The following is a 14,783-nucleotide window of genomic DNA, read 5'->3' as shown; positions in this document are numbered from 1 at the left end:
CTACAGGGAATAAAAAATTTATTATTAGGTTATATACAGGACATAAACATGAAACAAATCATTAAAAAAACTAACTTACTTGTCGCATTATTCGCCACTACTTTATTGAGTACTGCAGCCACAGCTGCGATACCAAAATCGGCACTTGTTAAAGCTGAGCCAATTAATCAAACTCAACTGACTAGTGCCGCACATAACAGCCTAAAGCTTTCTTTAGCGCCAATTAAAATCAGTTTTACTCAACAGACAACAGACTCAGGCCTTGCTAAACAAAAGCAAATGGCGAACCAAAATAAGTCTTTTACCTTAACTAAAGCAAGTTTAATTGCTGAATAATTAGATTGAGCTACACTGTCATGATAGCAACATTAGCATCAGAGTATTGGTTCGACTAATGTAGTTATTATCGGCTACCAGAGCCCTTTGAAAGGTACTCTTGAGCCTTAATTAAAAGTAAATATACTAACATATTTCAAAATGCTCGCACATTACTGAAGTAATACCAGTTTAATTAAGTTTGTGACCTTATTGTGCACAGGAAAAATAAATCTAAGCAAGGCGTTCGATTGACCAATAGCTGGCTATTGGGATTGAGAGCAACGCCGCTTTGGCGTATTTTACCCGCACAAGTGGGCAATAATTTAATGGAATTGGTATAAGATCTTAATCTTTAAGATCGACCAATAAAAAAGGTGTCCTAGGACACCTTTTTTATTGGCTTATATTCTTGTTATCTCAAAGTTTCGCTTAGCTAAAAGTTATCGCTGAACAAACCAATAAAGATTAAAGCAGCAACTCACCTAGCGATTCCCCCCCTTAAGCTAATCCAAAGCTTTAATAAGTAACGCTAATCTGTAATTAATGGCTTAAAACTCTTCACTAAATCATCTATGGCTTTCATTTGAGCTAAGTAAGGTTCAAGTTTATCAAGGGGTAATGCACAAGGACCATCGCATTTAGCTGCACTAGGATCAGGGTGCGCTTCAATAAACAAACCTGCGATACCTATTGCCATGCCACTACGGGCTAACTGAGCAGCTTGAGCACGACGACCACCTGCACTGTCACTGCGACCACCAGGTTTTTGTAAAGCGTGGGTAGCATCAAATATCACTGGCGCGTAACTTTTCATCTCATCCATTGCTAACATATCAACGACAAGGTTGTTATAACCATAACAACTGCCACGCTCACATAAAATAATGTTCTCATTACCAGCTTCAGAAAATTTGGTGATGATATGTTTCATCTCATGAGCGGCAAGAAATTGTGGTTTCTTAACATTAATGACAGCACCTGTTTTAGCCATTGCGACCACCAGATCGGTTTGTCTGGCTAAAAATGCTGGTAATTGAATGACATCAACAACTTCACTTACCGGCTGAGCTTGGTAAGACTCATGTACATCAGTGATAATCGGTACATTAAAGGTTGCTTTGATTTCTTCAAAAATTTTCAAACCTTCATCTAAGCCTGGACCACGATAAGAGTTTACCGAAGATCGATTAGCTTTATCAAATGAAGCCTTAAATACATAGGGAATGCCAAGCTTCTGGGTAACTTCAACATAATGCTCAGCGATTTTCATGGCAAGGTCACGTGATTCAAGTACGTTCATACCACCAAAAAGTACGAAAGGTTGCTCATTAGCAACCTCAATACCTTTAACCGAAACTGATGTAATTGTCATAATTTAATCCTAGATATAAAAAAGCGTAAAATATCACTATATTTTACGCTTTTAGTAAAAGTCATTCAGTAGTTGTTAGCTTACTGTAACACGTTAATTAGTTAAACATTAACTACCAATAATTCGTAATAGTTGTCCACATATCCAAGCCATGTAAGTACCTAAGGCATAGCCTAGTACGGCAAGTAACACACCAACAGGCGCTAATGATGGATGGAATGCCGAAGCAATAACCGGAGCCGATGCTGCTCCACCAATATTTGCTTTACTGCCTACGGCTAAATAGAAGATTGGAGCTTTAATCATTCTACCGACGATAAACAATAAAATAATGTGTATTGCCATCCAAATTAAACCAATAACCACGTATTTAGGTGCTTCGGCAATTTGCGTGATATCCATGTGCAAACCTATGGTGGCAACTAAAATATATAAGAAGCTACTACCCACTTTTGAAGCACCGGCATGTTCAAGCTGTCTTACTTTAGTAAATGACAATGTTAAGCCGATAGTGGTTACTACGACAATAATCCAGAATAACTTGCTGTGTAAGCTGAATTTTTTCAACTCTGGGTAATTAAGTTGGAAAAATGGTACCAATAAGTCAGCCAATAAATGTGCAAAACCAGCAGCACCAAAAGCGACGGCAATAATAAGCATAAAGTCTTTTAGCTCTGGAGTTCTTTTATGCTCTCGTTCATTGGCTTCCACTGTGGCAATAAGTTTGTCAATACCCGAGGTATCAGCACCACTTTTAGCATCAATAGCCTTATGGTTAGCCGCAATATAAAGTAAACAAGCCATCCAAAGATTTGCCACGACAATATCTACCGTTACCATGATGGTAAATATTTTACCGTCGGCTTCAAAAATTTCTTTCATTGCCAACATGTTTGCGCCGCCACCAATCCAGCTACCGGCAAGTGCCGCCATACCACGCCAAACAGCTTCAGGACCGGTAACACCTATTAACTCTGGCCAAATTGCCGAGACAATTAATAAAGAAATTGGCCCACCAATAACAACGCCAACGGTACCGGTTATGAACATAATTAGCGCTTTACTACCTAGCCCTACAATAGCTTTAATATCAATACTTAATGTTAACAGCACTAAACAAGCGGGTAGCAGGAAGTATTTTGCCACGTCATCAACTTTACTAACTTCGGCACTCACGATGCCAAAGGTATTTAATAGCGAAGGCAATAAGTAACACATTAATAATGCAGGTACATACTTATAAAATTTTTGGCAAACAGAGTTTTTACTATTAGAGGTATAGAATACAAAGCCCAGAATAAGGGTCAAAATACCGAGTACTACTGCGTCATTGGTAATGAGTGGCGCATTCGCCACAATATTGTCTTGCATCATTTAACCTTTTATTTTTATTTTTGATGATGTAAAAAAAATTAGTGAAGGATGTTATTACCGACATCAATTTTTTCAAGTTGAATTTTTAATATTTTCGCTGCGGGATCTTTAGGACATTGCTCAACAAAGTAGCGATAATCATCCACCGCCACTTTAAAACAATCAAGCTGGTGGAGCAAAAAGCCACGATCTCTGCGTTGCAACGGGTCGTCCGGGGTTAATGACAAGATAACGTCAACACAAGTTAGCGCCTTATCAAATACCTGCTCACGAATGAGAGTATTTTTCAGAGCAGAAAGGTGCTCAACCAAGGCGACATTATCATCGATAGCTTTTAAGTCTTGCTCCCCTGGGTCGCCGTCTAAGTCATCTAAACGTATATCCAGCTCAGTCCAGTCTAGTGACTCGCCAGTTACCGCATCAAAAATAATAGCGTACTGCTCATCACAGCATAGGCGCATCATAATTTTATTTGGAATAAACACTAAGTCTATTTCAAAGCCACAAGCGATAATAATCTCTTTGACCAAAGCTGCCTTAACAATGGGTGACATAGCGCGTTGATTCAAACCTTTAGCGACACTGTAAGCAGAAATAGGCCAACGAGTTTGATACCTATCAATAAATAAATGCTGAAAGTACAATTCATTAAGTAAAGCTTCAGCTTTCTCTACTGGCGATTCAATTTCATTAACGACAGCAACACACTGACTGATAATTGTTTCTAAACTATCGAGTGATGCCGCCGTTTGATCCGGAACTTGCCCGCTATCGGCAAAAATATGCTCTTCAAGTAAAACAAGTTTTTGCAGTAAATCTTTATCTACTGACTTTAATTCTGATAAAAACAATTCATTCATAACAGCTTATTACATGACCCCGTACTTTACTTGTTTGGTAGACTCAACTGGTACTAATTATTAGATGAAAAAAACCGCTTCTCTGGTCATAGCTAGACGTACTATCAGCATTACCCAACCGATTGCGCCGAGAAAGCCAAGGATTCTCATTGGCTTATTACGCGCTAATTTCAAGGTGTAATATCCGGTAAAGATATAAGCAAACAAAGCTAAAATCTTTTCAGCTAACCACATGTGCTCCATTGGGTTGAAATGTAGCTTTACTGCCAACGAAATACCGGCAATAAGTAAAAATGTATCAATAACATGAGGGCTAATCTTCAGCCACTTACGATCAAGCTTTTCAGATTCAATTAAAGTTAAAATAAAGCGATAAGTAAATAAAGCGACGCTTAGTACTGCTAGGGTTATATGTAAGTGTTTCAATGGCTTTCCTTTATTGCTCGCCTATAAATTTGCAAGCTTAAGTTATCAAATTATTTAAGGTTAAAACGTTAAATGATTTATAAATGATGAATAAATGATTTAAAATCGATAAATCCATACTAAGAATCAGGCGAAGTAGCCCAAGTAATGCGTTCATGGCCGTTCAGGTCTCTTACCGTTTGGGCATTAGCATATCCTAAATCGGTTAATATATTGCGTACTGCTTGACCTTGTTCAAAACCATGTTCAAAAAAGAGTGCACCTTGAGCTTTAAAAAACCTTAGTGCTTGTTGCGCAATATGCTTAATATCACCAAGGCCATGTTCACTAGCAACTAATGCTGATTTAGGCTCAAAACGCACATCGCCTTGACTTAGGTTTTCGTCCAAGTCATCGATATAAGGAGGATTGGAAACAATCACTTCATACCTGCGCTCATTAACTGAACTAAACCAATTACTCTGAAAAATATTGACTTGCGTTAATTGTAAATTTTCAGCATTTTTCTTGGCAAGTTGCACCGCATCAAGGCTAAAATCGATAGCATCAATTTCCCAGTTAGGTTGCTCTGATGCAAGTGCTAGTGCTATTGCGCCAGTCCCCGTACCGAGATCTAAGCATTGTAATGATTTTACCTCGCCAAAATTCTCGAGCACTGATTCAACCAAGATCTCAGTATCTGGACGGGGAATAAGTGTTGCGGGTGAAACCCAAAAAGGCAGTGACCAAAACTCCTTTACTCCAACGATATAGGCAATTGGCTCACCTAAAAAACGTCTTTGCAATAAGGCTAGGAACTGCTGTTCAACTTGCTTAGCAAGCTTTTTTTCAGGCCAAGTAAGCAAGTAACTGTGTTCTTTATTTAGCACAAAAGCCAAGAGGATTTGTGCATCGAGTTTAGCACTATCTGAACTATCAGCTAATTGCTTCTGCCCATGCGCTATGCAATTGGCTATGGTGATATTTTTCTCTGGCATGACTGACAAAAGTAAAACTAATTTTGGCTAGCTAATTCAGCTAATAAGTCAGCTTGGTTTTCCTGCATTATCGGTTCCATAATCAAATGCAAGCTGCCTTCCATAATTTCGTTTAAACGATATAAGGTTAGGTTGATACGATGATCACTCATACGACCTTGCGGGAAGTTATATGTACGAATACGTTCAGAACGGTCACCACTGGCAACTAAATTACGACGTGATGACTCTTCCTCACTACGGCGTTTTTCATCTTCAGCTTGTTGAAGGCGTGCTTGCAGCACAGACATCGCTTGAGCTCTGTTTTTATGCTGTGAACGTTGTTCTTGACACTCAACCACAACGCCCGAAGGAATATGGGTAATTCGAATAGCAGAATCGGTTTTGTTAACATGCTGACCACCCGCGCCTGAAGCACGGAAAGTATCAATTTTCAAATCAGCTTTATTGATTTCAATGGCATCTGCTTCTGGCATTTCAGGCATAACAACCACGGTACAAGCTGAGGTGTGTACTCGACCTTGTGATTCAGTTTCTGGTACACGTTGTACACGATGACCGCCTGATTCAAATTTCATATGGCCGTAAACGCCTTCGCCATTGATTTTCATGATCATTTCTTTATAACCGCCCTGCTCACTTTCGTTGCAGTTCATTACCTCAATTTTCCAGCCTTTCTTTTCTGAATAACGACTATACATTCTAAATAAATCACCAGCAAAAATAGCTGCTTCGTCGCCACCAGCACCGGCACGAATTTCCACAAAACAGTTGTTATCGTCCTTTGGATCGCGTGGTAGTAATAAAACTTGTAATTCATCGGCAATATCCGCAACCGCTTTTTTCGCGTCTTTGTATTCTTCCTGGGCCATTTCTCGCATATCAGGATCTTCATCTTTAAGCATCATCTCAGCAGTCTCAAAATCACCTTCAGCACTTTTATAATTATTAAAAACTGAAGTCACGGCATCAAGCTGTTTAAACTCTTGGGATAAAGTACGAAACTTGTCTTGATTGCTAATAGTTTCAGGATCGGATAATAAGGCTTGCACTTCTTCGAAACGCTCTACTAGCACTTCAAGCTTTTGATAAACTGATGATTTCATTAAAATGTTCTTATACTTAAAATAAGGAAAAACTAAATTATTGTTATTCTAACACAGTAGTAATGCAATCCACCATGTTCGAGTAAAAATGTAGCTAGATAGACTGTTGCCTGAGTCAGTAATACTTACACTAATTCCATTAAGTTTGTGGCCTTGTTGTGCACAGGAAAGTAAATCAAAGCAAGGCGATCGATTGCTCACTCAATAGATCAATAGCTGACGTGTGTGATAGAAAGCAACGCAGCCTTGGTGTACTTTACCCCGCACAAGTGGGTAATAATTTATCATGCCTCTGTAGTTTACTCAGTAACTCTTTGTAAACGTCATCTTCGAAGTCTCTGATCGAAGAACCATTGCTATTAAGACTTTGGACCTCCGATTAAAACACCACGGAGGTGACGATCCTGATCCAAGTGCATAGGGATGTAATTTATTGGAATGGGTATTAGCTTGTATAGCCGTTACCAGTCAAAATTCAGGAGATAAGTGGCAATTAAAATGACTTTTGCCAAGAAGTGTATTTAAGTAATAGTAAGGATAGTGGCTAAGGTACTAGTCTTGAGGATCAATATTAAAAATATCGCGCAGATAAAGTAGTTTATCAAGCTCGCCACCTTGAGCAGCGGACTGGAGAGCACTAGTAGGAGCGTGCATAAATTTATTAGTGAGTTTAGTGGCAAGTTCACCTAGAACGGCTTCAGAATTTTTACCATTTCTTAATTGAATCAGTGCTTTTTCAAGTAAGACATCACGATTGTCAATACATTGTTTACGATAACTAATAACCGTATCTTGAGTATTTAAACCACGTAGCCAAGCCATAAAATTATCAGACTGGCTATTAACAATACTTTCTGCTTCTACAGCTGCTTTACGGCGGTTTTCTATATTCTTGGCAATAATGCCTTGTAAGTCATCAACGGTATATAAAAATACATCTTCAAGCTCTGAAACTTGTTCTTCTATATCACGAGGTACGGCAAGATCAACCATAAAAATAGGTTGATGTTTACGCGATGCTAAAGCTTGTTCAACCATACCTTTACCAATGATAGGTAAAGTAGAGCCGGTAGAGCTGATAACAATATCAGCATGACACATATGTTCTGGTATTTGCGCTAAGGTGATGACATCTGCACCAATTTTTTTAGCCATATTTTCAGCACGAGCCAGTGTTCTATTGGCCACGGTGATTTTACCGACATTGTTTTCATATAAATGTTTGGCAACTAACTCAATAGTATCACCCGCACCAACAAGTAATACTTTAGTTTTTTCAAGACCGCCAAAAATATGTTTGGCTAAGTTTACTGAGGCAAAAGCAACGGAGACCGCACTAGCACCTATTTCGGTTTCAGTGCGAACTTGCTTTGCTACACCAAAAGTACGTTGGAATAACCGTTCCATAATCAATGACATAGAGCCAGCAGCTTTAGCTTGACTATAAGCTTGTTTCATTTGACCGAGGATTTGTGGCTCACCTAAAACAAGCGAGTCTAAACCACAGGCAACGCGCATCATATGATTAACGGCTTGCTGATCTTTATGCCAATACAGGCTAGGTAAAATGGTTGAGGCTGGTACGTTATGATATTTTTCTAGCCATTGAATAAGGCGTTGCTGGGTAACATCAAAGTCACCATCTTGTACTAGGTATAATTCTGTTCTATTACAGGTAGAAAGTATCGCAACTTCACGGCACTGCACGGCTTCAAGCATTTCTTTTAGCGCGGTAGAAAGTTTATCTGGATTAAAAGATATTTTTTCTCTTACCGCAACAGGCGCAGTTTTATGATTAATTCCAACAGCAACTATGGACAAAGTAATAAACCTATTTTGTAAACATTTCCGACAAGTTTTAGAAAACTTGTTTTAACTCGTGCCGCAAGTATAACCCAAGATCAGCTATTAAAATATGATCTGTGATAAAAGACCCTAAAAATACTACTGCTATTTACAAAGGCCAAAAAGCTATGTTCCAATAACCATTATCATCGTTTTAATGACTTACTTTAATGATTAAACTTTTTAATACTGCCCTATATCCACCTTACTTATTTACCCTGGCCTTGTTTACCCTGGTACTTTCAGGCTGTAGCACTTTGACCAGTAAAGAAAATCAGGTGTTAATAAAGCAAACACCTCAACAAAGAATTGCCAAGCTACAACAATTGCAGCAATGGAAAATAACAGGGAAAATAGCATTTATTGACACCAACTCACGTCGTAGCGCAACATTATCGTGGCGAGTTAACGAAAAAAAAGACCAACAACAGCTCAGTTTAACCACTTTTTTAGGCATCAATGTTTTACAACTCGACTCGAATGCTAACAATCATACAATCCAAGTAGACGGCAAAACCTATCATGGCAAAGATCTAGCAGCACTTATTCACTCGATTGCCGGTTTAACCCTACCGACACAAGCATTAACATATTGGCTTAAAGGTATTCCCTATCAAGAAAGTGATGATATTAGTTATCACAAATCTACTCAGCTACCACAAACCTTATCAAGCCATTATAATAATGATTTATGGCAAGTCAGCTATGGTAACTACCAGCAAATTAATGGCTACACCTTAGCCACTAAATTTTCTATTAAAAAAGATGACCTATTAATTAAAATTTCCGTTAACAATTGGTCCGTAGCCGATTAATAACCAAGCCTAGTAACTTACACTTTAAAAAGTAGAACTTCTAAATGACTAGCTCTTCAAACTCATTTCTCAATAAAGCCATTGAATTCCCATCTCCGGCAAAAATTAATTTATTTTTACATATTGTTGGACAACGTGATGATGGTTACCACAATTTAGAAACACTGTTTCAATTTATAGATCATAGCGACACGCTCACATTAACTGCCACCGAGAAACCAACCATAGATTTATTGACCCCTATTGAAGGCGTTAACAATGAAGATAACTTAATTGTAAAAGCGGCGCGATTATTAAAGAAAAAAGCTAATAGTCCTTTGGGTGTGCAAATAAGTATTAATAAAATACTGCCTATGGGAGGCGGTTTGGGCGGTGGTTCATCCAATGCAGCTACCGTTTTAGTTGCGCTTAATACATTATGGCAGTGTCAATTATCAACCAGTGACTTAGCGACATTGGGCTTGAGCCTTGGTGCTGATGTGCCTATATTTATTCATGGTTTTGCCGCTTTTGCCCAGGGAGTCGGTGAAAAGCTCACAGCGATGGATCCCGAAGAGCCTTGGTACTTAATTACTAAACCTGAATGCAGCATTTCTACTCAACAAGTTTTTACCGCCGCAGACCTTCCCCGAAAAACCAAGAGATTATCCCCTTCAGCCCTTGATACTCGTGACTTTATCAGTGATAAATTCCATAATGATTGTCAAACATTAGTAATAAAACACTATCCTGAGGTTGCCAAGTTGCTGGCTTGGTTGGTAGAATACGCACCCTCAAGAATGACAGGAACCGGTGCGTGTGTTTTCAGCCGTTTTTCTAGTCAGCAAGAGGCGCGTTCATTACAAGCGAAACTTCCAAAAGGAGTAAGCTCTTTTGTCGCGCAGGGGCTTAATAAGTCACCTTTATGTTCTGTAATAGCAAAGCTATCATTGAGCATATAAATAATGACCAAAATTTGCGAACTTGACTATAACAGCTATTTTTAAACACACTATTGTGTGTAATAAGACAGCCATAGTTAAGTAAGCGTTATACTGCTCGATGATTACTTATCAATCAAAGAGTCTACTATTAATGTCAAATATTTCTGAGGAATCGAAAGTGCCTGACATGAAGATTTTTGCGGGTAATGCCACCCCTGAACTGGCCAAGAAAATTTGTGATCGCCTTTATATGCCTCTAGGCGATGCTACAGTCGGTAGTTTTAGTGATGGTGAAATTTGTGTTGAGATAAATGAAAACGTCCGTGGTGCGGATGTTTTTATTATTCAATCAACCTGTGCTCCAACCAATAATAACTTAATGGAATTAATTGTAATGATAGACGCTTTGCGTCGTGCCTCCGCTGGCCGTATCACTGCTGTAATCCCTTATTTTGGTTATGCTCGCCAAGACAGACGTGTACGTAGTGCTCGTGTACCAATTACTGCAAAAGTAGTTGCTGACTTCTTATCAAGCGTTGGTGTTGACCGTGTACTAACGGTTGATCTACATGCCGAGCAAATTCAAGGGTTCTTTGATGTGCCTGTTGATAATGCTTTTGGTACACCAATATTATTAGAAGACATGAAAAGCCGTAAGTTAGACAATCCTGTGATTGTTTCTCCTGATATCGGTGGTGTTGTGCGTGCTCGTGCAGTAGCTAAACTTCTTGATGACGCTGACTTAGCCATTATCGATAAACGTCGCCCGAAAGCGAACGTTGCGCAAGTTATGCATATCATTGGTGATGTTGCTGGTCGTGACTGTATTATTGTTGATGATATGATTGATACTGGCGGCACGTTAGCCAAAGCAGCTGAAGCATTAAAAGAACATGGCGCAAAACGTGTTATTGCTTATGCTACTCACCCAGTATTATCAGGTAATGCAGCACAAAACCTTAGAGACTCTGTTCTTGATGAAGTAGTAGTAACTGATTCAATTCCACTTTCTGATGAAATCAAAGAACTTAAAATGGTTCGTCAATTGACTTTAAGCGGCATGCTTAGTGAAGCGATTCGCCGTGTAAGTAATGAAGAATCTATATCAGCAATGTTTGATTAATTCCTAGCGAATAATTACTTATATTGCGAAAAAGCAGCCCTATAAAGGCTGCTTTTTTATTTTCTCCTTTTCGCTATTTATTACCTCCCCCTCATATAAGCACTCATCACTAACGCACATAATTAATCTCTTTATTTAATAGCTTTTTCCTGGCCTAAATGTTATTGTACCGCGCCTTTTTTATCTAATGCTTTAGTTATTTATAACTTAGTTTACTTAGGTAAAATGGTGTCTCCTTGTTTTTGGTCGCAAAAAACAAGACTTAATTTTTAAGTTTTATAACTTATATAACAGAAGAGTATTAAAATGACTGATTTATTAACATTAGAAGCTGAAGTACGTACTGATTTAGGGAAAGGTGCGAGCCGCCGCCTACGTCACGCGGACAAAGTTCCTGCTATCCTTTACGGTGAAAACAAAGAATCTGTATCTTTAACTTTAGCGCACAAAGATGTATTCCGTGCTCAACAAGAAGAGACATTCTACACGCAAGTATTAACATTAAACATTGCTGGTGAGCCAGTTGAGTGTTTAATTAAAGACATGCAACGTCACCCGTTCAAGCAATTGGTAATGCATTTAGATTTCATCCGCATTGATGCAAACCATGTTGTTCATGCAAAGACTGCTATTCACTTCATTAATGAAGATGAAGCAGCTAAATCTGGTGCGAACATTGCTCACCACATGAATGAAATCGCTATCACTTGTTTACCAAAAGACTTACCTGAGTTCATTACAATTGACTTAGCCGGTTTAAAACTTGGTCAAACTTTACATTTATCTGATGTTACCTTCCCTGCAGGCGTAACTTCTGACGAATTAGCAAAAGGCGAAGAGCATGATTTAGCTGTTGTTTCTTCTAAAGCACCTAAAGCTGCTAAAGTAGTTGATGACGAAGAAGCTCCAGCAGCAGAAGCTCCAGCTGCTGAATAATAGCTACATTCATTTATAATATTATAAATAATGACTATTAAACTAATTGCGGGGCTGGGTAATCCTGGTCCCGAATATAGCAAAACACGCCACAATGCAGGTGTTTGGTTCGTCGAAGAACTAGCACGTAGCCATAACATATCCCTCCGTCCCGAAAAAAAGTACTCTGGCCTTTATGGTAAAGGGTTAATTGCGGGAAACCTTGTCCACTTATTAATTCCAACCACGTTTATGAATCGTAGCGGTCAAGCAGTTGCACCATTAGCTAATTTTTATAAAATGTCGGTAGATGAAATCCTTGTTGCCCATGATGAATTAGATATGCAACCCGGAGTTTGTAAAATTAAAAAAGGTGGTGGCCACGGTGGTCATAATGGCTTGCGCGATATTATCGATCGCATGGCTAATAATAGAGATTTTTACCGGTTACGTATTGGCATTGACCATCCAGGTCACCGCGATAAAGTAACGGGTCATGTACTGGGTAAAGCGCCGAGTGCAGAACAAGCAAAAATTGAACAAGCAATCGACGAAGCCAGTCGATGTTTGGATATTTGGTTAAAAGACGACTTAAAGAAAGCGCAAAACCGCTTACACTCTTTTAAAGCCGAATAAATATACACAAGTAAATACACGCTAGTAACTATGTGTTAGCAACTAATCAGTAGGTAAAAATTATGGGTTTTAAATGTGGTATCGTTGGCTTGCCTAACGTCGGTAAATCAACACTATTCAATGCACTTACCAAAGCAGGTATTGAAGCGGCAAACTTCCCGTTTTGTACTATTGAGCCAAATACTGGCGTAGTACCGGTACCCGATCCTCGCTTAGATAAATTAACTGCAATAGTTAAACCTGAGCGTGTCTTAGCCACCACAATGGAATTTGTTGATATTGCCGGTCTTGTTGCTGGTGCATCAAAAGGTGAAGGTTTAGGTAACAAGTTTTTAGCTAATATTCGTGAAACTGATGCCATTGGCCATGTTGTACGCTGTTTTGATAATGACAACATCATTCACGTTGCCAATAAAATTGATCCCGCAGATGATATTGATGTGATCAATACTGAATTAGCTTTATCTGATATGGACACAGCAGAGCGCGCAATTTTTCGTTTAGCTAAGAAAGCTAAAGGCGGAGATAAAGACGCTAAATTTGAAATGCCTGTATTACAAAAAATATTAAAACATGTTGAAGACGGTAACATGATTCGTTCATTGGAGTTATCCAAAGAAGAAAAAGCGGCGGTCGAGTACTTAAACTTTTTAACAATCAAACCGACTATGTATATCGCTAATGTCAATGATGATGGTTTTGAAAATAACCCATACCTTGATGTAGTACAAAAGATAGCGGATGCAGAAGGTGCTATCGTTGTTGCTGTTTGTGCTGAAATTGAGAGCGAATTGTCTGAAATGGATGACGAAGACAGAGCTGAATTTATGGCTGATTTAGGCTTAGAAGAACCCGGTCTTAATCGTGTTATCAATGCCGGTTATTCTTTACTACACTTGCAAACTTATTTCACTGCGGGTGTAAAAGAAGTACGTGCATGGACAGTCAAACAAAATGCTACCGCACCACAAGCAGCTGGTGTTATTCATACGGACTTTGAAAAAGGCTTTATCCGCGCTGAAATCGTTGGCTATGATGACTTTATCGAGTTCAATGGCGAGTCAGGTGCTAAAGAAGCTGGTAAGTGGCGCTTAGAAGGTAAAAGTTACCTCGTAAAAGATGGCGATGTGATCCACTTCCGTTTTAATGTGTAACTTAGCTATTAACCAGTAAACAATTTTATTGTTTAAAAGGGCTCATCTTTGATGGGCCTTTTTTGTGCCTGTAAGGTTCTAGCAAGTATCGCTTCTAAACAGGAAACTTTAAGTTAAGCACTAGTTAACTCCGATAGCATATCAATAAAGGCTTGTTTTAATTGTATATACAATTAAAATACCCTCTGTTATATCAAAGAAATTAGAACGATAGTCAAGGTTAATTCTACTCAGGAATACAATAACTAAGCTTATGAACTACAATTTCTTTGTTGCAATTAATTTATAAATTAAAAAATAATAAGGTACAACAATGAAAAAATTTATTTTATTACCCATCCTATTAGCTACAAGTGTTATTACCGCAGCACCTGCTCAAGCAGAAGGCTTATCGTTGCGTATTTGCGAATATGTTCAAGCAAATGATAAAAGTCGACTAAGGTCATTCTTAAAGCAAAATAAACTAAAGATTCGTAATATTTATAAAGGGCTTGAATGTAACGGCAATACTTTATTAATATTTGCCGCTAAATCTAACGCTTTAGAAGTGGGCGAATTCATTATTGGTAAGTTACCTTCTAAAAAAGTTAAAGCAGAAATAGATAACTTAGCAAAATACTCCGCACATTTAGCTGAAGAAGCAAGAGATAGATAAGCAGCTCCTATTCCTTATATATAGAAACGCAATATCCGTTCCAATGGATAATGTGTTTCTCACCTTTTTTTGCATAGTTTACCGTCATATCGCACAAGCAATAAGCAAACAAATAAAAAATACAATATTTTATAAAAAAACGGTTGACGGATGGAAGGTAGGTCAGCATAATACGCCGCACTTGCTACCGAGCAGGTTGGTAAAGGCTACATAGCTCAGTTGGTTAGAGCACATCACTCATAATGATGGGGTCCCAGGTTCGAGTCCCGGTGTAGCCACCATTT

Annotated in this window: 15 protein-coding genes and 1 tRNA gene; 9 read left to right on the top strand and 7 right to left on the bottom strand. The window is 38.6% G+C overall.

Annotated features, from left to right (window positions below):
• Positions 1–48 precede the first annotated feature (48 nt).
• Entirely contained in the window at positions 49–336 is a 288-nt protein-coding gene (locus HRT55_RS01500) for a hypothetical protein (RefSeq protein WP_291618316.1), read from the top strand.
• Between the two features lie 511 nt (positions 337–847).
• On the opposite strand, the gene kdsA is transcribed toward HRT55_RS01500, so the two are convergent.
• The 7 genes from kdsA to hemA all read right to left on the bottom strand — a co-directional run bounded on the left by kdsA (position 848) and on the right by hemA (position 8,254).
• Positions 848–1,690, bottom strand: coding sequence for a 3-deoxy-8-phosphooctulonate synthase (gene kdsA, locus HRT55_RS01495; RefSeq protein WP_291618314.1), 843 nt, complete (start codon positions 1,688–1,690; stop codon positions 848–850).
• A gap of 108 nt (positions 1,691–1,798) precedes the next feature.
• A complete protein-coding gene (locus tag HRT55_RS01490; RefSeq protein WP_291618805.1) occupies positions 1,799–3,061 on the bottom strand; it encodes a DUF819 family protein in 1,263 nt (420 codons plus the stop codon).
• Positions 3,062–3,102: 41 nt separating this feature from the next.
• Positions 3,103–3,924, bottom strand: coding sequence for a tetratricopeptide repeat protein (locus HRT55_RS01485; protein WP_291618312.1), 822 nt, complete (start codon positions 3,922–3,924; stop codon positions 3,103–3,105).
• Positions 3,925–3,984: 60 nt separating this feature from the next.
• Positions 3,985–4,350, bottom strand: a complete 366-nt coding sequence (locus tag HRT55_RS01480) for a SirB2 family protein (protein WP_291618310.1) — start codon at positions 4,348–4,350, stop codon at positions 3,985–3,987.
• Between the two features lie 119 nt (positions 4,351–4,469).
• Entirely contained in the window at positions 4,470–5,327 is an 858-nt protein-coding gene (prmC, locus tag HRT55_RS01475; protein ID WP_291618803.1) for a peptide chain release factor N(5)-glutamine methyltransferase, read from the bottom strand.
• A gap of 17 nt (positions 5,328–5,344) precedes the next feature.
• Positions 5,345–6,433, bottom strand: coding sequence for a peptide chain release factor 1 (gene prfA / locus HRT55_RS01470; protein WP_291618309.1), 1,089 nt, complete (start codon positions 6,431–6,433; stop codon positions 5,345–5,347).
• 552 nt (positions 6,434–6,985) lie between these two features.
• Positions 6,986–8,254 carry a glutamyl-tRNA reductase gene (gene hemA / locus HRT55_RS01465; RefSeq protein ID WP_291618307.1) on the bottom strand — a complete coding sequence of 423 codons (1,269 nt, stop codon included), beginning with the start codon at positions 8,252–8,254 and terminating at the stop codon, positions 6,986–6,988.
• Positions 8,255–8,448: 194 nt separating this feature from the next.
• Between hemA and lolB the strand changes: the two genes are divergently transcribed.
• The 8 genes from lolB (at position 8,449) to HRT55_RS01425 (ending at position 14,780) form a co-directional block, all read left to right on the top strand.
• A complete protein-coding gene (gene lolB / locus HRT55_RS01460; protein WP_291618304.1) occupies positions 8,449–9,093 on the top strand; it encodes a lipoprotein insertase outer membrane protein LolB in 645 nt (214 codons plus the stop codon).
• Between the two features lie 44 nt (positions 9,094–9,137).
• Positions 9,138–10,034, top strand: coding sequence for a 4-(cytidine 5'-diphospho)-2-C-methyl-D-erythritol kinase (gene ispE, locus HRT55_RS01455; protein ID WP_291618302.1), 897 nt, complete (start codon positions 9,138–9,140; stop codon positions 10,032–10,034).
• 160 nt (positions 10,035–10,194) lie between these two features.
• Positions 10,195–11,139, top strand: a complete 945-nt coding sequence (locus HRT55_RS01450) for a ribose-phosphate pyrophosphokinase (RefSeq protein WP_291612199.1) — start codon at positions 10,195–10,197, stop codon at positions 11,137–11,139.
• Positions 11,140–11,445: 306 nt separating this feature from the next.
• Entirely contained in the window at positions 11,446–12,075 is a 630-nt protein-coding gene (locus tag HRT55_RS01445; protein WP_291618300.1) for a 50S ribosomal protein L25/general stress protein Ctc, read from the top strand.
• A 30-nt stretch (positions 12,076–12,105) separates the two neighbouring features.
• Entirely contained in the window at positions 12,106–12,690 is a 585-nt protein-coding gene (gene pth, locus HRT55_RS01440; protein ID WP_291612147.1) for an aminoacyl-tRNA hydrolase, read from the top strand.
• Positions 12,691–12,752: 62 nt separating this feature from the next.
• Complete coding sequence (ychF, locus tag HRT55_RS01435; RefSeq protein ID WP_291618297.1) at positions 12,753–13,844, top strand: redox-regulated ATPase YchF; 1,092 nt, start codon at positions 12,753–12,755, stop codon at positions 13,842–13,844.
• Between the two features lie 313 nt (positions 13,845–14,157).
• Positions 14,158–14,499 (top strand): DUF3718 domain-containing protein, encoded by a 342-nt coding sequence (locus HRT55_RS01430; RefSeq protein WP_291618295.1) that lies wholly within the window; start codon positions 14,158–14,160, stop codon positions 14,497–14,499.
• A 204-nt stretch (positions 14,500–14,703) separates the two neighbouring features.
• Positions 14,704–14,780: transfer RNA gene (locus tag HRT55_RS01425), tRNA-Met, on the top strand.
• Positions 14,781–14,783: the final 3 nt, after the last annotated feature.

Origin of the sequence: Colwellia sp., assembly GCF_013214175.1 — a bacterium.
In the GTDB taxonomy this organism is placed as follows: Bacteria; Pseudomonadota; Gammaproteobacteria; order Enterobacterales; family Alteromonadaceae; genus Colwellia.
Note: the sequence above shows the minus strand (reverse complement) of the source record. Positions and strands in the feature narration are given on the sequence as shown.